We start from the raw sequence: 19883 nt of genomic DNA on the forward strand, positions 1-19883 counted from the left end.
CTTTCCCAAATCTTTCCAAATTCAGCTTGTTACTTTGCATTGTAATTAATTAATTAATTTACTAATCAATCAAAAACAAAGTACAAAATGAAAAAACGAATTTTAATTTTTAGCGTAGCAATTTGCACGCTTTCCGCTGCACAAGCACAAGACATTTTTCAATACCAAGCACCGTCTGTTATTGTAAACGAATTTAGCAAACAATATCCTAAAGCAACAGATGTAGAGTGGGAAATTGAGGGTGATTTTTACAAAGTTGATTTTGAAACCGGATGGAATGTTGACCATGAAATATGGTACAACGCCGAAGGAAAAATGGTTAAACACAAAGAAGATATCAGCAAAATTGAACTTCCAAAAACTGTAACCGACAGAATAAAAACCGATTTTAATGGCTATACAATAGACGATTTAAAACGCATAACAGATAACGGGAAAATAGTCTATAAAATGGAGCTTAATGCCTTAATGAAAAGAGACTGGAATGTGGTTATAGATACCAACGGAAACGTGTTAAGCAAAATGGCAGACTAAGTTTTTCACCAAATTGCCTTGCTAAATACGCTTATCCGGATTTGGGATGGGTAATTACGACTATTAGATTTATTCTTTTTAAAGCGTAAAAATTTAAATTAAACAAAATAATCATGCAAAATTTTCTTAAAACCTCCTTAACAGCAACTGTCTTAGCCTTTTTGTTTGCAAGTTGCGACAAAGAAGAGATAATTCCTGCTTCCGAGCTTCCAACTGAGATTACGACCTTTATTTCCACTCATTTTCCGGATAATACCATTGTTCAGGCAATTATTGATAAAGATGGCTTGACTAAAACCTATGATATTTTACTTTCCGGAAATATTAGCTTAGAGTTCAACAAGAAAAAAGAAATTATTGATATTGACGGCGTATCGCAGCTTCCGGACAGCGTAATTCCCGAAAAAATTCTTCAGTACGTTGCTACAAACTACCCATCCAATTTTATAACAGATTGGGAATTGGAGGGCAAAAATCAACAAGTTCAATTAGACAACGGCCTTGACCTTGAATTTAATATGGAGGGCGGTTTTCTTAGAGTTGATAGTTAAATGACCCGGAAATTTGTTAAACTAAAACATTCACACTACAAAAGGCAGTTCTTAAAAAAGGGCTGCCTTTTGTTTATATACCCCTGCTTTGTTTGGGCCATACTTTCAAATTATTGCAGCATTGTGCAACCGTCGCACCCGATAGCTCCTTATGGGCTTGGTTTGCAAATGAGTTTAATCAATAAACCTCCAGAAAAATAAATGATACCTTGCCAATTTTCAATAAAAAACTAATAGTAATTTTGCCAGCAGTTGCTTGTAGTAATTTTTAAATGGCAAGAACATGAAATGGTATGACCTTTTTTCAAACTTTTACGACAATTCCTTAGAAAAACTATATTTCGACAGCCGAAAAAGGGCAATAGAACTGCTTGACTTAAAGGACGGACACACAATTATTGACGTTGCCTGTGGCACCGGTGCAAATTTCAGGCATATAAAAGCAACCAATAAAGATATTTCAATCTATGGCACCGACTTCTCTGCCGGAATGCTCGAAAAAGCACAAAATATAATTGAAAAAAATAATTGGAAAAACATATTCTTGTTCCAATCAGATGCCCGCAACTTAAATATATCATTAATAGAACAACATGCAAACAAGAAAGTAAAATTCGACCGCGTAATTTGTATGCTTGGCTTATCGGTAATACCCGAATGGGAGGCAGTGCTTGATAATTTGTTAACGCTTTTAACTGAAAACGGTAAAATTGTAATTGTAGATGTTTTTGCCGAAAAAAGAAACTTTAATACGTGGTTAGTTGAAAAAGTAGCAAAGGCAGACCTCGACCGTAAAATTTGGCAAACACTCGAAAAAATGACAACAAATTTTTATCGAGAATATTTGCCGGTAAAAGAAAACAAGGTTGGAGGAAGATTATTTGTAGCAATTGGCACAAAGAAAAAATAAAAAATTAACACTGCAAACTAGTTAATAATTTAACCATTGAGTTTTATCCGGATACCTTTATTAAAGCTGCTGCCTCAGAAAAAAATGACAAAGAATTATTTTAACAATCCAATTTATGTTTTGATTTTTCTGGGTATGTTTTTAAATGCTTGCCACGGCCAGGTAGCAAACAAAAACTCACCCATCGAAAAAACTGTTACGCCCAAACCAAGCCCTAAAATTATAGGTGCACCCCCGGTTTTTGCTCCTCAGCCTAATTTACCACTCGAAACAGACCTTGTAGGCCAATATATCAGATGTATTTTTCAAGATTCGAAAGGTAATTTCTGGTTTGGTCCGGCCGGGGGAAGTGTAGCCCGCTATGATGAAAAAACCCTCCAATACTACAGCAGGGCTGCGTTTTTTAATAACAACTCAAACGCAGATACGGCTTTCAACAGTGTACACGCCATTGCCGAAGATAAAAAAGGTAATATTTGGTTTGGAACAGACTGCGGAGCTATTAAATACGATGGAAAAACTTTTAACAGCTATACTAAAAAGCACGGATTAAACAACCTTAACGTCGGCAGGAAAAGCATTCTTGTAACTAATTCCGGAAATGTTTGGGTAGGCACTGCAGGCGGTGTTTTTCAATACAACCTATCTGCCGATAGCGTAGGCGGTAAATGCTTCTCGCCATTTGCATTACTTGAAACTATAAATATTACTGGCATAATGGAAGACAAAACCGGAAACATTTGGTTTGCCTCGCAAGATAATGGCTTGTTTTGCTATGATGGAAAAACAATTAAAAATATTTCAGCAAAAAAAGGGCTGGGCAATAACTATGCTGGCGGCATAATACAAGATGAAACAGGAAACTTTTGGTTTACCATGGATGGGGGCATTTGCAAATATGATGGCAAAACTTTTACCGAAATTACACCCAAAGACGGCTTAGGTGGTAATGAAGTTTGGGGTATATGTTTAGAGAAACCGGGTATTATTTGGGTTACAGCCCGAGGCAGTACCACAAGATTAGACCCCTCAATTGGCATTTCAAACCCCAAAGCATTTACCGTATTTACCGAAGAAGATGGGCTTAACTGCTGTGTTCAAAGTATGTACCAAGACAGAGAAGGAAATATGTGGTGGGGTGCCGGCCAAGGACTTTACCGGTTTGACGGCAAACGTTTTTACCAAGTCAAACAAAAAGGCCCTTGGTAAGATTTATATTTTAAGTAACAAGCCACTAATTAATCCGGATGAAAAGAAATACCCACAACACCAAAATTGGTTAGTTATTGCCAATTTTGGTCGTCGTTGTATCTTTGCTCTTGGTTCTCGAGTTTTTATCTAATAATTCATTGGGGTCGGGTGCCTGCTTAAACTTATCGAACCCTTTGGGTTGGATGAATTTTGTTGGCTCAAAATCTAATTCGCCATTATGGGTTTCAATATATTGTAAAATTTCTTCCATGTCGGTGTATTTGCTGGGGTCGTAGCCCTCTTTTAGGTCGTAGCCATAACGTTTGGCTAACTGATTTAAAAAAAACACCGACATCGGGTTTTTTAACTCGCGCAAAATATCAAAAAATGGCCTTTGGGTTTCGCGTTCAATTATTTTAATTAGTACTTTGCCCTCGTTAACCGTAAACTTTGTTATTTCGTCCTGAAATTCATCACGCAGTTGATCTTCCAATTTTTTTAAGTACTTTTTTTGGTCTCTTTTGTTATCCATTTCGGCGGTCAGGGTTTCAACTTGTTTAAGCAAACCTACCGCATTCATGGCATAAGGATAAGTTTTTTTTATGCGTTGTTTAAGTTTGCGGTACTCAAGGGCGTCGGCTTCGCCCATAGCTTGGCCACCGCCAACTACTGCCACCGCCCGCATTTGAATTAACACTACCGTATCGGCACCATTATTGGTAATAGCCACCTGAGGCGGGTCGTATAAACGCGGCTCGGTAGGCTGCCCGTAAATAGCCGTACTATTTTGCAAATAAAAACAACCTATAACCACCACCGCTCTAAAAAACAACGGCAAGCATTTGAAACACATATAAGTAAATAAATAATTAAAAACAACCGTATTATGCTTAAAATTTGATTTGTTAAAACTTAAAAGGTTAAATTTACAAGTGTAGAGATTGTATTATAATCTGAACATTTATTGACTGGCATACTACTGTTACAAAAGTACTGTAAATTAGAAACATGCCAAATAATCCGGAAAAATTTTTTCTTCCTTGCTCACACCTGTTTTCTTTGTTGCGAAATCCTCTCCACTTTTTTTATCCGGATAAAAAACAAATACACTTATCTTTGCCATTTTGCGGTAATTTTTTAACCCATGAACGAATTGATTAGCTGGGATTACAAACTGCTTTATTATATTAATGAGTTGTGCGCTAATCCGTTTTTTGATTATCTGTTACCCCTTTGGCGCGACAAATATTTTTGGGCGCCCGTGTATTTGTTTTTGCTAAGTTTTATTGCCATCAATTACCCGCGTAAACAGGTATGGTGGCTTATGTTGGGTTTATTGGCAACCGTAATTTTAAGTGACCAAATCAGTGCATCGGTTATAAAACCACTGGCCGACAGGCTTAGGCCATGCCGTAACCCCGATTTATTAGAATATATTCGGGTTTTAGTTCCTTGTGGCAGTGGTAAAAGTTTTGTGTCGAGCCATGCGACAAATCATTTTGCTTTTTCAACTTTTATTGCAGTTATTTGGGGTCGTTTAGCTTGGTTTATCACACCTTTGGCTATGTTTTGGGCCTTTACCGTGTGTTTTGCACAAGTGTATGTAGGCGTGCATTTTCCGCTCGATGTAATTTGTGGCGGTATTTTGGGTCTTATTATTGGGTTTGTTGTGGCAAAAGCAGTTTTGTTTGCCGTATCCAAATATGCTTCAACAACTTACATGTAAATAACGCTATCAACACATTGCTTGATTGTTTGTTTGATTAACTTTAATACAACTCCTATCAATTAAACTTTAAGGTATGCTTTTTATATTGCAAAAAACTATTGCCGGATTTACCGTTCAGAAATTGCACTTATTATTATTTTTATCATTATGCGTAAGTCTTGTAGCTTGCCAAAAAGATAACGACCAGCCACAAAAACCAACCGTTGATTTGGCTAAACTTCCTTATGCAAAACTTACCGACTATCATTTTTTTGCCGGAGAATTAGCAAACTTTACCCCAAACGAAGGCGTACTTCCTTACGATGTTAGCACCGCACTATTTTCGAACTATGCCGAAAAATTGCGGTTTATATACTTGCCCAATGGGCAGGCCATGACCTACGAGCCAAACGAAGTATTTAATTTCCCGGTTGGTGCTATTTTAATTAAAAATTTTTTCTACTACAACGATTTTACAAACCCTAATTTAGGCCGCCGCATACTCGAAACGCGCCTGCTCATAAAAACTGCCGATGGCACCTGGTTGCCCGCTACTTATATTTGGAATGACGACCAAAAAGAGGCCAATTTTACCGTTCTGCACGATTATAAAACCGTTAACTGGGTGCATACAAACGGCCAACAACGCAGTACAAACTATTATATACCCAACAAAAACGACTGCAAAGGATGCCATAGTTACAACAAACAAATAGTGCCAATTGGTCCGGCTGCTCGCTATTTAAACAAAGATTTTATTAATCAATCCGGAAAAAACCAGCTTAGCACTTGGGCTTCACAGGGGTATTTAACCGGATTACCCACCAATTTAGCCGAAGTCGCACAGCTCCCCAACGCATTTAATACCGCCCAAGCCCCTTTAAATATAAGGGCGCGCACTTATTTAGATGCTAATTGCGCCTACTGCCATAACCCCCAAGGGCCAGCCAACAATACTGGGCTAAACTTAGGCTACCAAATTACCGACTCAACAGCTTTAGGTATATGCAAAACGCCCGTAGCAGCAGGCAAAGGTACCGGCAATTTAAAATATGCCATTGTGCCAGGCAAGCCCGACTCGTCTTTTATGGCCTATCGAATGAACTCGCTTGAAATTGAAATAGCCATGCCCGAATTAGCACGCTCGGTTGTAGATGAAGAGGGCGTAGCCCTTGTGCGCGAGTGGATTAAAAACTTGCCCGGATTTTGTGATTAAACCAGAACATTATTAATTTATTCCAAGAAAAGCCAATTCCGGAAAATACGCTTGACTACAAACTTTTCTTGTAGTTAACCTTCCAATTTATCCGGATAAATAATTTCGTTGGCGGGCATATTGGTATTTAGTTTACGGCCAATAACCAAATGTTTATTGCGCCATTTTATCCCATCTCCGGGCGATAACAAGTGTAAGTCGGCTTCTTGAAGGATTTGTCCTTTGCGCATGGCATATTTAGTGGCAATTGAGCGCTCTAATTTTACCGAAGTTGCCGCAATATCTTCGCAAATAAAAATATCTTCAACTCCCATGCTCATATCTAACATTCTAAGGTCGCGCATCATGCGGTAAATTCCGTCTGGGCCAAGTGAGCCAGCTTGGTCAGTACCTTTCATTCGGCGGTCAATAGTAATATGTTTTTCTATAACGGCAGCACCCATAGCTACTGCCGCCAACGGCACCGAAATGCCAATTGAGTGGTCGGAATAACCAATGGTGTACTGTTGGCCGTAGCGTTTTTGTAAATAGATAATAGTGCGCAAGTTAAGGTTTTGAGGTTTGGTGGGGTACTCGCTTACGCAATGCAAAATGGTAATATTGCTATGATAGCGGGCTATTGTGTTAAGGGCATCATCTAACTCGCGTTGCGAAGCCATACCCGTTGATGCAATAATGGGTATTTTAGTTTCGGCTAAGGCTGCTAATAGCGGAAGGTTTGTTAGGTCGCGGCTGGCAATTTTTAAGCGGTCGGGGGTAAAAAGCTTTAGCATTGAAAGGCAGCCTATGGCGCAGAGGGTTTCTACAAAATCGAGGCCATACGATTTAGCGTGCAAATACACTTCGTAATGTTCTTCGTCGGTAAGCTCAAGGGCGGCGCGGTGTTGGCCGTAAGTAGCGCCAAACGAATGAGGGCTGTTGTAAGGGCGGCTCATGGCCGAGTCGGTTAACTCTTCGGCTAAGTCGCGTTTGGTTAATTTTACGGCATCAAAACTTTTAAGTTCGAGGCCAAAAACCTCTTCGCGAATGGGGCGGGCAGCTACGTCAACTATAATTTTGGCAATATCTGCCGAACCATTGTGATTTTGGCCAATTTCGCCTATAACGTAGGTCGGTTGGTTGGTTGTCATATATTTTTTTGGGGCGTACTTACTACACAAAATGCAATTTTAATTTTAATTTGATTTTGATGCGGCGTAGTAAATACTGTTTATTTACTGTTTAAATCAATTTGTTGCTGCATGTTGGGCATTAGGTTAAGTCGTTGGCAGGCAGCAATTAGTTCCGGAATTTGATAGTTGTAGGGGTTGGGTAGTTCGTTCCAAATTTTTTGAGCGTGTTTAAAATCGGTTTGGGTATCAACAGTTAAACGCAGCCATTTGTTGTTTTCAAGTTCGGGGGGCACGGGCAAATAGAGGCAATTATATAGTTGTGGGTTTTGGTGCAGTTGCCAGGTTACGTGTTCAAAAGCTAAGGGCGAAGTGGCGGTTTGCGCTACCTGACGCAAGGCGTTTAAATTGGCATATTCGGCAAAAATACCGTAATGCGTCATAATGGCGGGCGTTTTATTGGCGGTAATATAGGAGGCATAATGAGCATTGGGATTTTGCAAGGCAAAAGTATATAGGTTAGCCAATAAATTGTGGTTTAAAAAAGGATTATCGGCGCAAATGCGCAAAATACCTTGTTGTTGGTTGTTGCTGTTATTGGTATCTAAATTAAGCTGTTGGGCAGTCGTTAAAAACCTGTCGAGTACATTATGTTCGCTACCTCGCACAATGGTTAAGCCCTGCTGTGTAAACGGCAATAGACTTTGCACCAAAGCATCGTCAGTTGGTTGGTTGGTGGTAGCTACCACAATTTTGGGCATTTCAACAACTTGTGCTACCCGCCGTACCGTTATTTGCAACAAGGTTTGTTGCTCGGCAAACTCAAGCAGCATTTTGTTTGGTAGCCGCGTTGCGCCTGCACGAGCCTGTATAATGGCATACATAAAAAATAAAAATTCTTACCGCGTATGGTTTCTACTAATTCCGGAAATTATTTAAGTTTAGTCTGAAATAAAAACAAGCAATTTAGGTTTTTGTTGAAAAAAAAGTTAAACGTCGTGTTTATCCCTTTAATCGTAATTTATTTCGAGGCTAAACCTGTTAATTAAATTTTGTATTTCCGGATTTTGTGTGGCCATGGCTTTAAGTTTATCCTTCGGATGGTAAAGCGCAGCGCGCTGGTTGGCTTCGCTGGTGGCAGTATCGTCCACTTCTACCACAAACTGCCAGCCCGTGCAGGTATAGCCTTGTTGGACAATGTAGTCTTTAAAATCTTCAATTTTTTGTTTAATGCGGTTGCTCAACACCTGCCCTTGCGATTTTAAGGTCAAGGACTCGTTTTCGGTGCTGGCTATTGCTTGGTTGAACCCCGGATTTAGGGTTACAAACGTGTTCCACAAGTTTACAATATCTGGCCCTGTTGGTATTATTTTTTGGGTGGGTGGTAATTGTGGGTTATCGGTAGTAGTGGGTGGTTGCGGCAATACCGATGGGGCATTTATATTTATTTTATTTGGTGTTTGACCGGGCAAATTTAAACTTGCATTTTTGGCATTTTCTAAAAAATTAGTGTTCTTTATAGCCAACAATTCAGATGGTGGTGGAGGCGTTGGTTCAATGTGTTTAGCTTTATCCGGATCCGGATTTTTTGCATTATATTTAGGTTTTACCTCCTGAAGTAAACTTGCTTGCTGGTGTTGGCTATCCGATATAACAAGTGGCTTTGCGTTAGGCTCGGTACTTGTACTAGTAGGCTGTAATTTAACAACAGCATTCACGTAGCACATTTTCATAAGGGCAAGTTCAACTTGTAAACGCTTGTTCTTAGCAGTTCGGTAATTTACGTCGCATTCGTTGGCAATTTGAAGGCAGTTGAGCAAAAAAGCGGTGGGCGCTACGGCTGCTTGATTTATGTATTGTGCTTTAATGGTGTCGGGTGCTTCTAAAAGGCGTATTGTATCGGGTTGTTGGCAAACCAATAAATTCCGGATGTGTTCAGCAAGCCCCAACATAAAATGGTCGCCTTCAAAACCATTTTGTAGTACGGCATCAAAAAGCAACATTAAACTGGGCAAATCAGTAGTAAGTAAATAATCGGTAGCCTTAAAAAAGTAGTCGTAATCTAAAACATTAAGCGATTGTATAACTAATGTATAAGTGAGGCTACCTTCGGTATAGCTGGCAATGCGGTCAAACATAGAAAGGGCATCGCGGAGGCCGCCATCGGCTTTTTGGGCAATTATATGAAGGGCGTCGGGTTCGGCTGTAATTTGTTGGTCGGTACAAATTTTTTGCAAGTGCGCGGCCATATCGGCAACGGTTATGCGAGTAAAATCAAAAATTTGACAGCGCGACAGTATAGTAGGAATAATTTTATGCTTCTCGGTAGTAGCCAAAATAAAAATGGCATAGGCGGGGGGTTCTTCCAAGGTTTTTAAAAAGGCGTTAAAGGCTGCCTGCGACAGCATGTGAACCTCATCTATAATATAAATTTTATAGCGCCCAAATTGAGGCGCAAACCGTACCTGCTCAATAAGATTGCGAATATCGTCAACCGAGTTGTTTGAGGCGGCATCGAGTTCAAAAATATTTAAAGATGCTTGTTTATTAAAACTTTCGCACGCTTGACATTCGTTACATGGCTCAAAATCGGGAGTAGGGTTGAGGCAATTTAATACTTTGGCCAAAATACGTGCACAAGTTGTTTTCCCTACTCCACGCGGACCGGTAAATAAAAAACTTTGTGCCAGTTTTTGGTTTTTTATGGCATTTTTGAGGGTGGTTGTAACGTGTTGCTGCCCTACTACATCGGCAAAACGCATAGGGCGGTATTTACGCGCCGATACTATAAAAGCCATTGCTTATTATTATTATTGTTGTTGTTATTTTATTGATTTTGGGTGTTTATCAGTTGTTTTTAGGGCTTGCTTTTTTCAAGTAATGCGGTCCTGCCTGTGCGGTGCTTGTTAAGGTTATTTCGCTAATATTAACATGTGGCGGGCGCGTTACGGCAAAATAAATAGCCTCGGCAACATCGTTGGCTTTTAATGGTTGATATCCGGCATATACTTGTTTAGCTTTTTCAGTATCACCTTTATAGCGCACTAACGAGAACTCGGTTTCGGCAGCTCCGGGGCTAATATTAGTTACTTTTACACCAAATTTAAGCAAATCAATACGCATAGCCTTGCTTAGGGCAGTTACGGCAAATTTAGTGGCACAATATACGTTTCCTTGCTCGTAAACCTCGTGGCCGGCGGTCGAGCCAATATTAACAATATGCCCTTTAAACCTTTCGGCCATCCATTTGCCAACCGTATGGCTAATATACAGCAAACCTTTTAAATTTGTGTCTATCATTACCTCCCAGTCGGCAATATCGGCTTCATGTATTAGCGACCGGCCGGCTGCTAATCCGGCATTATTTACCAAAACATCTATACTTCTCCATTCTAAGGGCAGTTTTTGCAAAACCGCTTCTGTTTGTTCGCGGTCGCGCACATCAAAATTTAAAGGTATAACTGGCACCTTGTAGTCTGTTTCTATTATTTTTTGTAGTTCAACAAGTTTGTTTGTGCGCCGGCCGGTAATAATTAAATGCCAGCCGTGTTGGGCAAATAATTGTGCGGTAGCTTTTCCTATGCCCGAGGTGGCACCAGTAATAAGAGCTATCATGATGTGCTAAAAAGGGTAAATTACAATTAACTAACTAAATGATTTTGGTTTTTACAAATTGCAACCATTTCAATTTTTATTCTAAGAAACAAAGTTACAATAAACTGCGTAATAAAAAAAAGCTGTTTTTGCTTAAACAAGCTATTTTTTTAAAATAAAAAAGTTTTTATAAAATATTAACATATAATTATTACCTTTGCTTTTACCTGTTACGTGTAAGAACACAGGTGATTTTATTTTTTATACAATTAACCTACTTTTTTATGATTAAGAAAACACTACTTCGCAATTTTTTGTTTGTAAGTTGCATCGGATTGTTGGCTCTTCTTTTTTGCAACACCCCATTATTACAAGCGCAAAACTACACAACTGCTGTTGGCCTGCATGTTGGGCAGCCCACTGGTATTGACGTGAAATTTTTTACCAGCGAGCGCTGGGCTGTTCATGCCATTGGAGGCTTTTACTTACGGCAGCGAGGCATTGATTTGCGGGTGTTCTACGAACGTCATTCAGAGTTTTTTACGCCCGAAATGCAAATTGTTTTAGGTTTTGGTGCACATGTGGGCAGTTACCAAAAGAGGGCAACGGCGGCAGTATATGGCACTTTTGGCTTCGACTTGCTTATTCCACGCTCACCCATTTCGTTTCAGCCTGCCTTTCAAATTGGGGTGGGTTTGGTTGACGAGCGCTTTAAAGAGACCATAGGCGGTGGTTTGGCGCTTAGGTTTGCTTTATCGGGGCGGTAAAATAAAATTAGGCTGAAATTTGTTGGCTTGTTTTGGTTTTTAACTTTACACCCTTTTGAGGAGCATTCTCAAGTCCGGAAAATTCTCAGTTGTTCCTTTCGGAGGCAGGGAAGTCCGGATAAATAGCTCCTAAAATCCAATTTATTCCGGAAAGTGCAAAGTTTTAACTCCGAACTATTTCATACCGCGCAATGGTATTCGTATTTGTTATTTTTGCGACAAGCAAATTAAAAATTTTTAAGTTTTTTTTTGTTTTATACAACCATTTCGGCAATAAAATACCTATTTTTATAGGTTGATTACGTACCAGCTAAAAATTTACTGCCAACAAACTCAAATTAAATCGGCGCAATTCGATATAAAAAGATATAATTATGAATAAAAGCTTTACCCGCCCCTTTTTTATCCGGATGCTGTTGCCCAAAACAGAAGCATCGCACCTGTTTGCCCTTACTGGTAAAAACAGTACCGCAGGCAAGTTTTTAAGTATTATATTTTATTTTTTGTTTTGCTTGTCAATGGGCTGTATAAGTACCCAAAGCCTTTGGGCTTATCATTTAATTGGCGGCGAAATGTGGTATAATTGTGTTGAGGACGATAAGATTGAAATTAATATGGTTATTTACCGCGACTGTAATAGTGCGGGTGCCCCTTTCGACAGCCCGGCGTATTTAACCATATTTGATGAAAATGGCATAGTAGTTGAAAACCCCAGTGTATATTACGGCAGCAGTCAATTAGCGCCCAATACAGTTGATGGCACCTGCATTTCTAATATTCCGGATGTTTGTGTAGAGTGGGCACTGTATAAAGAAACCATCAAACTGCCCTACGAAAAAGGGGGCTTCGATATTGTGTATCAACGCTGTTGCCGCAACAGCACTATTGTAAATATTTACAACCCCGACCAAACCGGCAGCACGTATTTATTGCATGTATCGGAGTACGAAGACAAAAAAAACTGCGACAATAGCTCGCCCAAATTTATTAATTACCCCCCCATCATTATTTGCGTTGATAACCCGCTAATTTTTGACCATTCGGCAAAAGACCTCGACGGAGATAGCTTGGTTTATTTTATTTGCGACCCCTACGAAGGGGCATCTAGTATTAACCCGCAACCCGTTACTGTGCCCGACCCACCTTATGACAATATACCTTGGAAGCCCCCTTACTCGGCGGCAGACCAGTTAGGCGGTACCCCTGTAATGAATATTGACCCAGTTTCGGGGCTTTTAAAAGCATATCCGGATAAAATGGGGCAATTTGTGGTAGGTATTTGTGTTTCGGAGTACCGCAATGGCAAATGGCTAAGTACCAATATGCGCGATTTTCAGTTTAATGTTGGCGATTGCGATATTGTAATTGCCAGTACCAATTTACAATACCTCGAAGATACCGTTATTTGCCTTGGCGAAAGCGTTGAACTTGTAGGCGAAGTTTTTGGCGGCGACTGGAACTGGACGACCCCCGAATTTTTAGACGACCCCAGCAGCTTAACCCCCATAGCCACCCCCACCCAAACTACCACGTTTGGCTTACATATTATTGACCCTCTAACCGGATGCGAAGCCACCGACTCCATTACCATTTTAGTAACCCCAATACCCGTTGCTAAGGCTGGCAACGATACCGCTGTTTGTTTAGGCGCATCGCTTACCCTGCATTGCCCCTACGATGGCATTATTGACTATTTACACTGGACAAGCGATGATGGCCTTGACCTTGTAAATACTTTTGATGTGCCCATAAGTCCCGACCAAACTACCACTTATTATCTATATGTAGAAAGCGGTTTTCAATGTGTTGATTTTGATACGGTTACCGTAAACGTTATTCCGACCCCAAAAATTGAGGCACAGCCCGATGCTACTATTTGCCTTGGCCAATCGTTTAGCTACGCCACCTCTGCCGATGGCAATATTGATTACTTAAAATGGCAAGAACAAGACGGCCTCATTTTGCTTGAAAATCAATACGCCATAACACTTGCGCCAGTAAAAACCACTACCTACACCCTTTATGCCGAGAATAGTTTAGGCTGCTCGGTAATTGATACGTTTACCATTTTTGTACTAACCAGCCAAACTGTTAGCGCCAGCGACGATATAAGTATTTGCCAAGGCGACACAGCATTATTGCAAGTATTTGGCAGCAGTACGGCAAACTGGCAACCACCAGCATTTTTAAGCGACCCAACCGGAGGTACTACTTACGCCTACCCAAGTACCACCACACAATACTACGTATCGGTTAAAGCCGATTGTTTAGATTTTAAAGACACCATTATTGTTACCGTACTTCCTTATCCGGATATTGAGGCGGGGCAAAACATCACCATCACCAAAGGCGATACCGCTTGGCTAAATGCGCAATATACCAATGCCGCTCAATATCAATGGCTGCCAAACAGCAGTTTGTTTAACCCACAAAAGGCTGCTACCGCTGCCCTACCCGATACAACAACCACTTATTATTTTACTGCCCAAAACGAACTTGGCTGTGGCAAAACCGACTCGCTGACCATTATTGTGCTACCACCAATTGACCCTGCCAATATTATTTTACCCAATGCTTTTAGCCCAAATAACGATGGTATAAACGACAAATTTGCCATTGCCAAACACCTTAATATCGAAAAATTATTAGTATTTGCCGTTTATAACCGTTGGGGCAAGCGCATGTTTACTACGGCAAACCTAAACGAGGGTTTGGACGGCTACTATAATAACCAGTTACAAGAGTTAGGCGTTTATGCCTGGTATGTTATTGCTGTTGATGGCAACGGAAAAACCCACCAATTAAATGGCAATGTTTCGTTGATTAGGTAGAAGCAGCAGTTATGCTTACTTTTATCTCCGGATGAATAAACAAGGGCAAGTCGCCAACAAAAACAAACAAATAAATCAACCAAATTGACGAAATTGTTTTGTTACAAACTCAGGTCGGTTTTTATCGTATCAAAACGTTTTTGCACGGCGGCATTTCGGTTTGATAAATTGGTAATTGCATTTTGCTCTTCTTTCATAAAGGCATCGAACTCTAAAAAGCTATTGTCAATGCGCTGGCGTATTTCGTGCGAGTAGGCAAGCAATTTGTCGGTAACTTGTTCTGATAAATTATTGCGTCCTTTGGCAATTTCAGTGGTAAATTCATTTACAATGCGTTTGCGCTGTACCAGGGTTACTACGCCCGCCACACCGAGGCCAATAGCTGCCAAAACCCCTCCGGTAATATCAACGGCAACGCTTGTTGTTACCGTAGCGAGCACCCCTCCTACAATAGCCAGTCCGCCACCGGTTGCCAATCCGGGCACTAAGTCGGCACTTTTTTGGCCTAAATCCTGCCGCACAAAAGCTTCAAAATTTTTAGCCAAATCGTGCAAACCTGCTTGCAGTTGTTCTAATTTTTCGATGCGTTTGTTGGCAATATCGCCAAATATTTGGTGATTGGCCTGTAAAATAGTTTCGTGGCGTTCTATTTCGGCGTGTATAATTTCGGCCATTTGTTTTACCCCATCGCCTACATTGCGCACGCCGGCGTACAATTTTTCGTCGAGGGCGGGTTTTAGTTCGTTCTGAACCCTTGCTGCTATGCCTTTAGCCCATTCTTCGAGGCTTGAGCCGCTGCCAAATATAGAAAGGAACGATTTTTTAAGCAGGGTAAAAACGCCTAATCCGGCTTCAAATTCAGATTTAATATCGGTGGTGCGGGTATCATATTCTTTAAGCAGCCCGGCGACTAAGGTTTCAATTTGCCTTGCCGATTTTTCGCCTGCGCCTTCTAAAAGGGCGTTAACGCGGCGGCGAAAAGCAAAATCGCTATCGAACTGGCGTTGCCGCAGTTGAATAGCATCGGTTAAATTGCGCAAAACACTATTGCCATTATTTATGTGGCTTTGCAGTTTTAACCTCAGATTATTGCCACCCGTTACGGTATGGCGGATAAAATCGCGCATAGGTTCAAATCCGGATGCTTCGTGTTGGCCTTGAAGTTCGCGTTTAGCCGATACACAAAACACCTGCGGGTTGGCAACACCTCGTTTTTCGGCTTGAGCAATTAAGCCCAGTCGGTTGGTTTCAAGGTCGGCGGGTTCCATAACATCGGCTTGTTGCAGCACAAAAATTACCTTTTTTTGCCACTCCACGCTGATAAAGTTAAAAAAATCCCAAGCTGATTGGCGGTAGGGATTTTTTGCTTCAAAAACAAAAATTACTAAATCACTAATCGGAATAAACCGTTCGGTAATTTCGGTATGGTGTTCAACAATGGTATTTGTGCCGGGGGTATCTACAATGGCAATTTTGCGCAAAATAGATATGGGCAGCATAATTTTTTTAAGGTACGGGTTAATGGTTAGCTCTCCGGGTTGGTCGCTGTAAACAATTTGCTGGATGATATCGGTGCAGGGGTCGGGGGCAACTTTGCATACTTCTTCATTTGTTTCGAGCAAGGCATTTATGAAACTGCTTTTTCCGACCTTAACTTCACCAACAATTACAAATAAAAAAGGCTCGCCCAAACGCGACCTTATTTCGTTTACAGTGGCGGCTAATGGTTGGTTGCCAACATCAATTGTTAAGGCGTGCAGTTCTTTAAAGCAATCGTCAATTAGGGTGGTGTATTGCTCAAATTGTGTATCGAGTAGATGGTGCGGCCTCATGGTTAGTGCGTATATGGTTAATTTTACTTGTTTGCCTGTTTAAATGGATTATGCTATGCCAACTCGACATAAATTAAGACCATTTATACGGACAAAGGTAACGAAAAACATAATCCGGATAAATATTATTGCGAATTTTAAGTTCATCAGTTTGTTTGATATATTTTATGTATGTAAAATAATTTATTTCGACTATCCGGATAATTAAATCACGATAATAAAAAACAAGGGCAAAATAATTCGCAAATGATGTTACTTTTATTTTTTAAGCCGTCTTTTATTATGACTAATGGGCAAGATGAAGCAAGAGGGCGTATTTGTGAAAACCAAAAAGGCTACAAAACTTTTTTAAACAATCATGACTTTATCTATCGGGGAGATTTACCAACACTTTACTACCTCTAACGGCGTTACTACCGATACTCGCAATTTGCAGGAGGGCAATATGTATTTTGCTTTGAAGGGTAGCAATTTTAATGGCAATAGTTTTACCGAAAAAGCCTTAAATCAGGGCGCCGCTTTTGCTGTTGTTGATGATGCTGATTTTGTGTTAAATGAACGCTGTATTTTGGTAGAGGATACCCTGACGGCTTTGCAATCGTTGGCTACCTACCACCGGAGGCAGCTAAAAAACGTAAAAGTTTTAGGACTAACTGGCTCAAACGGCAAAACAACGACTAAAGAACTAATTGCTTCAGTAGCAGCTACAACCTTAAACACCTACGCCACGAAAGGCAATTTAAACAACCACATTGGTGTACCGGTTACTTTGCTAAACATGCCAGCCAATACCCAGTTTGCTGTTATTGAAATGGGCGCTAACCACCCCGGCGAAATTGCCCAACTTTGCGAAATTGCCCAACCAAACATGGCCCTAATTACTAATATTGGTAAAGCCCATTTAGAAGGGTTTGGCAATATTGGGGGGGTAATGAAAGCCAAAGGCGAACTATTTGACTATATAGATGGCTTAAACGGGCAGGTGTTTTTAAACATGGAAGATATTAGAGTGGCAAAATTGGGTTACTTTTTTAAAAATGCTATTGATTACGGCACAAAATCGTGGTATAGGGTACATGCACAAATTACCCAGTCGGTGCCTGCATTATCGTTGGTTTGGTATGCATCGCAAAACCACCATCGCAGGCATGGTACCGTTACACCCACCACCGTAAATACTCAATTAGTAGGAAATTATAATTTTACAAATGTATTAGCTGCCATAGCTTTGGGTATTCATTTAAATGTACCACCCGAGCAAATAGTAACAGCCATAGAGCAGTATTGCCCAACGAACAACCGCTCGGAAATACGGAAAATTGGCACCAATACTTATATTTTGGATGCCTACAATGCCAACCCTACCAGTATGGAGGCGGCAATACGCAGTTTTGCGGCGCAGAACCACCCCAATAAATGGCTTGTTTTAGGCGACATGTTTGAGTTGGGTGACCAGGCTAAGACCGAACACAGCAATATTATACAGTTGTTACGCGAGCTTAAACTTAAAAATGTGGTATTGGTTGGCAACGAATTTGGAAAAGCGAAAGGCAAATTTTTATGCGAACATTTTACCTCGGCAGTTGATGCCGCCCAATGGATGAAAACTGCCCCTTTATTAAACAATGCGTTGATTTTACTTAAAGGTTCGCGCGGTATGCACCTCGAAACTATTATTACTTCGTAAGATACGACGAAAATCCACTTTCCGTTAGATTACCCCCCAATAAACGACAACTCCGGATTAAATACCTAATCATAAAAAATAGGTACTATATCCGGAGGTTTTTGTTTGGTTTCTATTTGTTCTGTATGTTTTTCAAGTTGCTGCAATCAACAAACATCAACGGTATATCGGCAGGGCTGTAATTGTTTAAAATTAGCACTATTTTATTTTAATTTATAACCTATGCGTAACACCTACACGCAAACCAATGCTTGTAAAGTGTTTATTGCTATTGGGTATGGCATTTGCCAACGACCTGTCGAAGCGGTGTTTTTGGGCAGTTGTATGTACTTGTAACGACGATGTTATTTGGGTACTTTTGTTCCATGCGTAAATAATACCTGCTTCGAAGCGCAAAATATCGAATATGGGTTTGTTAAAAGGTTTTGTACTGGTAATGTCAAGTAATAGTTTATTGTCGGTACTTGAAAGTTCGGATTGGCTGTTGTAGTTGTTGGCAATTTGGAAAGCGGCTACATCGTCTAAGCCCGAATAAACAAACCGTTCTTTTAAAGGCCAATAAACCGATATACCAGCGGCGGCAAATGGGTACCATGGGCGTTTAAAATCGGGGAAATGGTATTTAAGCCAAACGGGGGTTTCTAACAGAGTAAAATTTGCTATGGATTTGGCTGTTTGATTTCCGGGTAAAAGGATATAGTCAGATGGGGAAAATCTTTTTTGCCCTACCGATAAGCCCATACCTAAACTTATTTGTTGCGCAAAACGCCAATCTATTGAGCCGCCTAAGGCAAAACCTGCTTGGGGGTTTTCTATTGCACCTACTGTATTTCCGTCGGCGGCAACATAGCCACCAACCCATAATTGTTGATTAAAAGAATGGGGTGTTTTTTTAATTTTTTTAGATTTATTTTTATTGTTTGCCGACGATTTAAAAGTTGAAGTTACCGGCTTAGGCTCGGTTGCGTTTTGCAAAGTGTTGATTGTTGTTGCTGTTGGCGTTGTAGTAGTTTGGCTGTTCGGTAAGGAATTGTTAGCGTCAATATTAGTTTGCCCAGCGATTTTATTTATATCCTGTGAATTTGATATTTTGATTTCGGTATTATTTATATTTTCATCCGGATTTGTTTTTAAAGCAATCTCATCTTTTACTATTGTTTTGGCTGCGACAGGTAACTGGCTGTTGTTTTCATTGCCTACAATAATTACGTTCTTATCATTAGCATTAGCATTGTCATTGTTGCGTTTGCTAATATTATTGATTAAATTGTTATTGTTAAAAGCAACGGCAATTGGTTTTTTTGCAGTGGCTAAACTATTCTTATTGTTGTTTAAATTATTAATATTATTGGCAGTATTGCCCTTATTAGAACCTACCGAAGCCGAAGCATCCGATAAAGGCTCGGCATTGTTGTTGTTTGCTTGGGTTTGGCTACCCACATTATTATTAATATTAACAGGGGTGTTATTGCTGTTTTTGTCGTTAGAAACAGCAGCGTTAGTATTATCTGTGGGGTTCGAAATGGTTGATTGCGATTGTATTGCTGAGGGTGTTTGTTTGTCGTTACTTAAATTTGATAAATAGTAATAACCAGTAAACAGCCCCGAAATTAAGGTTGCCCCAACTATAAATACTACTATGGGCTTAACCCAATTACCTCCGGCACCCACACGCGGCGATGCAGAGTCGTTTAACTGCGCGTTCATTATGTCCCAGTCATTGGCATTAAAGGGCATTTCATGTCGCTGCAATTTTTGCCTTAACTGGTTGTCAAAGGCCTTGTTGTTATTGTCGAAGTCTTGGTGCATAGACGTATTTAGGTATCAGCAAATGGAGTAAATTTATTAATATTGGTAAGTTGGGTATAGTGTAATTTAAACTGATGGAAAGCAAAAAATAATGCTGTTTTTGTTTGTTTTATATTAAATCAGTTTATTAGTAAGTGAGTTAGG

At 40.2% G+C, this 19883-nt stretch carries 16 protein-coding genes; 9 read left to right on the plus strand and 7 right to left on the minus strand.

Annotated features, from left to right (window positions below):
* Positions 1-87: 87 nt before the first annotated feature.
* The 4 genes from IPI59_05315 to IPI59_05330 all read left to right on the plus strand — a co-directional run bounded on the left by IPI59_05315 (position 88) and on the right by IPI59_05330 (position 3204).
* Entirely contained in the window at positions 88-534 is a 447-nt protein-coding gene (locus IPI59_05315) for a PepSY-like domain-containing protein (protein MBK7526968.1), read from the plus strand.
* A gap of 107 nt (positions 535-641) precedes the next feature.
* Entirely contained in the window at positions 642-1085 is a 444-nt protein-coding gene (locus IPI59_05320; GenBank protein MBK7526969.1) for a PepSY-like domain-containing protein, read from the plus strand.
* A gap of 283 nt (positions 1086-1368) precedes the next feature.
* Positions 1369-1995: a methyltransferase domain-containing protein gene (locus IPI59_05325; GenBank protein MBK7526970.1), complete on the plus strand. Its 627-nt coding sequence runs from the start codon at positions 1369-1371 to the stop codon at positions 1993-1995.
* A gap of 135 nt (positions 1996-2130) precedes the next feature.
* Positions 2131-3204, plus strand: coding sequence for a regulator (locus IPI59_05330; protein MBK7526971.1), 1074 nt, complete (start codon positions 2131-2133; stop codon positions 3202-3204).
* A 70-nt stretch (positions 3205-3274) separates the two neighbouring features.
* On the opposite strand, the gene IPI59_05335 is transcribed toward IPI59_05330, so the two are convergent.
* The gene (locus IPI59_05335) at positions 3275-4039 is read right to left on the minus strand and encodes a DUF4294 domain-containing protein (GenBank protein ID MBK7526972.1); all 765 of its coding nucleotides are present in this window, start codon (positions 4037-4039) and stop codon (positions 3275-3277) included.
* Between the two features lie 291 nt (positions 4040-4330).
* Here IPI59_05335 and IPI59_05340 point away from each other — a divergent pair, with 291 nt between their 5' ends.
* Both IPI59_05340 and IPI59_05345 read left to right on the plus strand, forming a co-directional pair.
* On the plus strand, positions 4331-4912 hold the full coding sequence (locus IPI59_05340) for a phosphatase PAP2 family protein (GenBank protein MBK7526973.1): 582 nt from the start codon (positions 4331-4333) through the stop codon (positions 4910-4912).
* A 76-nt stretch (positions 4913-4988) separates the two neighbouring features.
* The gene (locus IPI59_05345; GenBank protein ID MBK7526974.1) at positions 4989-6110 is read left to right on the plus strand and encodes a hypothetical protein; all 1122 of its coding nucleotides are present in this window, start codon (positions 4989-4991) and stop codon (positions 6108-6110) included.
* 74 nt (positions 6111-6184) lie between these two features.
* Here IPI59_05345 and IPI59_05350 read toward each other — a convergent pair whose 3' ends face one another.
* From IPI59_05350 to IPI59_05365, 4 genes are all read right to left on the minus strand, one after another.
* Entirely contained in the window at positions 6185-7240 is a 1056-nt protein-coding gene (locus IPI59_05350; GenBank protein MBK7526975.1) for an N-acetylneuraminate synthase family protein, read from the minus strand.
* 80 nt (positions 7241-7320) lie between these two features.
* Positions 7321-8103, minus strand: coding sequence for an NTP transferase domain-containing protein (locus IPI59_05355; protein MBK7526976.1), 783 nt, complete (start codon positions 8101-8103; stop codon positions 7321-7323).
* A gap of 126 nt (positions 8104-8229) precedes the next feature.
* Positions 8230-10017: a DNA polymerase III subunit gamma/tau gene (dnaX, locus tag IPI59_05360; GenBank protein MBK7526977.1), complete on the minus strand. Its 1788-nt coding sequence runs from the start codon at positions 10015-10017 to the stop codon at positions 8230-8232.
* A gap of 49 nt (positions 10018-10066) precedes the next feature.
* Positions 10067-10834: an SDR family NAD(P)-dependent oxidoreductase gene (locus tag IPI59_05365; protein MBK7526978.1), complete on the minus strand. Its 768-nt coding sequence runs from the start codon at positions 10832-10834 to the stop codon at positions 10067-10069.
* A gap of 263 nt (positions 10835-11097) precedes the next feature.
* Between IPI59_05365 and IPI59_05370 the strand changes: the two genes are divergently transcribed.
* Positions 11098-11580 (plus strand): hypothetical protein, encoded by a 483-nt coding sequence (locus IPI59_05370; GenBank protein ID MBK7526979.1) that lies wholly within the window; start codon positions 11098-11100, stop codon positions 11578-11580.
* A 374-nt stretch (positions 11581-11954) separates the two neighbouring features.
* On the plus strand, positions 11955-14411 hold the full coding sequence (locus IPI59_05375) for a gliding motility-associated C-terminal domain-containing protein (GenBank protein ID MBK7526980.1): 2457 nt from the start codon (positions 11955-11957) through the stop codon (positions 14409-14411).
* Positions 14412-14512: 101 nt separating this feature from the next.
* Here the strand turns inward: IPI59_05375 and IPI59_05380 are convergent, their stop codons facing one another.
* Positions 14513-16243 carry a dynamin family protein gene (locus IPI59_05380; GenBank protein ID MBK7526981.1) on the minus strand — a complete coding sequence of 577 codons (1731 nt, stop codon included), beginning with the start codon at positions 16241-16243 and terminating at the stop codon, positions 14513-14515.
* A gap of 358 nt (positions 16244-16601) precedes the next feature.
* Here IPI59_05380 and IPI59_05385 point away from each other — a divergent pair, with 358 nt between their 5' ends.
* Complete coding sequence (locus IPI59_05385) at positions 16602-17930, plus strand: UDP-N-acetylmuramoyl-tripeptide--D-alanyl-D-alanine ligase (GenBank protein MBK7526982.1); 1329 nt, start codon at positions 16602-16604, stop codon at positions 17928-17930.
* 213 nt (positions 17931-18143) lie between these two features.
* On the opposite strand, the gene IPI59_05390 is transcribed toward IPI59_05385, so the two are convergent.
* Positions 18144-19739 carry an outer membrane beta-barrel protein gene (locus tag IPI59_05390; GenBank protein ID MBK7526983.1) on the minus strand — a complete coding sequence of 532 codons (1596 nt, stop codon included), beginning with the start codon at positions 19737-19739 and terminating at the stop codon, positions 18144-18146.
* Positions 19740-19883 lie beyond the last annotated feature (144 nt).

This window comes from Sphingobacteriales bacterium (assembly GCA_016706405.1).
Taxonomy (GTDB): domain Bacteria; phylum Bacteroidota; class Bacteroidia; order Chitinophagales; family UBA2359; genus BJ6.

Excerpts from the sequence above, each read along its gene's own strand:
- dnaX (MBK7526977.1), bottom strand. The coding sequence starts at position 10,017 with ATGGCTTTTATAGTATCGGCGCGTAAATACCGCCCTATGCGTTTTGCC.
- IPI59_05380 (MBK7526981.1), bottom strand. The coding sequence starts at position 16,243 with ATGAGGCCGCACCATCTACTCGATACACAATTTGAGCAATACACCACC.
- IPI59_05340 (MBK7526973.1), top strand. The coding sequence starts at position 4,331 with ATGAACGAATTGATTAGCTGGGATTACAAACTGCTTTATTATATTAAT.
- IPI59_05335 (MBK7526972.1), bottom strand. The coding sequence starts at position 4,039 with ATGTGTTTCAAATGCTTGCCGTTGTTTTTTAGAGCGGTGGTGGTTATA.
- IPI59_05385 (MBK7526982.1), top strand. The coding sequence starts at position 16,602 with ATGACTTTATCTATCGGGGAGATTTACCAACACTTTACTACCTCTAAC.
- IPI59_05315 (MBK7526968.1), top strand. The coding sequence starts at position 88 with ATGAAAAAACGAATTTTAATTTTTAGCGTAGCAATTTGCACGCTTTCC.
- IPI59_05390 (MBK7526983.1), bottom strand. The coding sequence starts at position 19,739 with ATGCACCAAGACTTCGACAATAACAACAAGGCCTTTGACAACCAGTTA.
- IPI59_05355 (MBK7526976.1), bottom strand. The coding sequence starts at position 8,103 with ATGTATGCCATTATACAGGCTCGTGCAGGCGCAACGCGGCTACCAAAC.
- IPI59_05345 (MBK7526974.1), top strand. The coding sequence starts at position 4,989 with ATGCTTTTTATATTGCAAAAAACTATTGCCGGATTTACCGTTCAGAAA.
- IPI59_05325 (MBK7526970.1), top strand. The coding sequence starts at position 1,369 with ATGAAATGGTATGACCTTTTTTCAAACTTTTACGACAATTCCTTAGAA.
- IPI59_05370 (MBK7526979.1), top strand. The coding sequence starts at position 11,098 with ATGATTAAGAAAACACTACTTCGCAATTTTTTGTTTGTAAGTTGCATC.
- IPI59_05375 (MBK7526980.1), top strand. The coding sequence starts at position 11,955 with ATGAATAAAAGCTTTACCCGCCCCTTTTTTATCCGGATGCTGTTGCCC.
- IPI59_05365 (MBK7526978.1), bottom strand. The coding sequence starts at position 10,834 with ATGATAGCTCTTATTACTGGTGCCACCTCGGGCATAGGAAAAGCTACC.
- IPI59_05330 (MBK7526971.1), top strand. The coding sequence starts at position 2,131 with ATGTTTTTAAATGCTTGCCACGGCCAGGTAGCAAACAAAAACTCACCC.
- IPI59_05350 (MBK7526975.1), bottom strand. The coding sequence starts at position 7,240 with ATGACAACCAACCAACCGACCTACGTTATAGGCGAAATTGGCCAAAAT.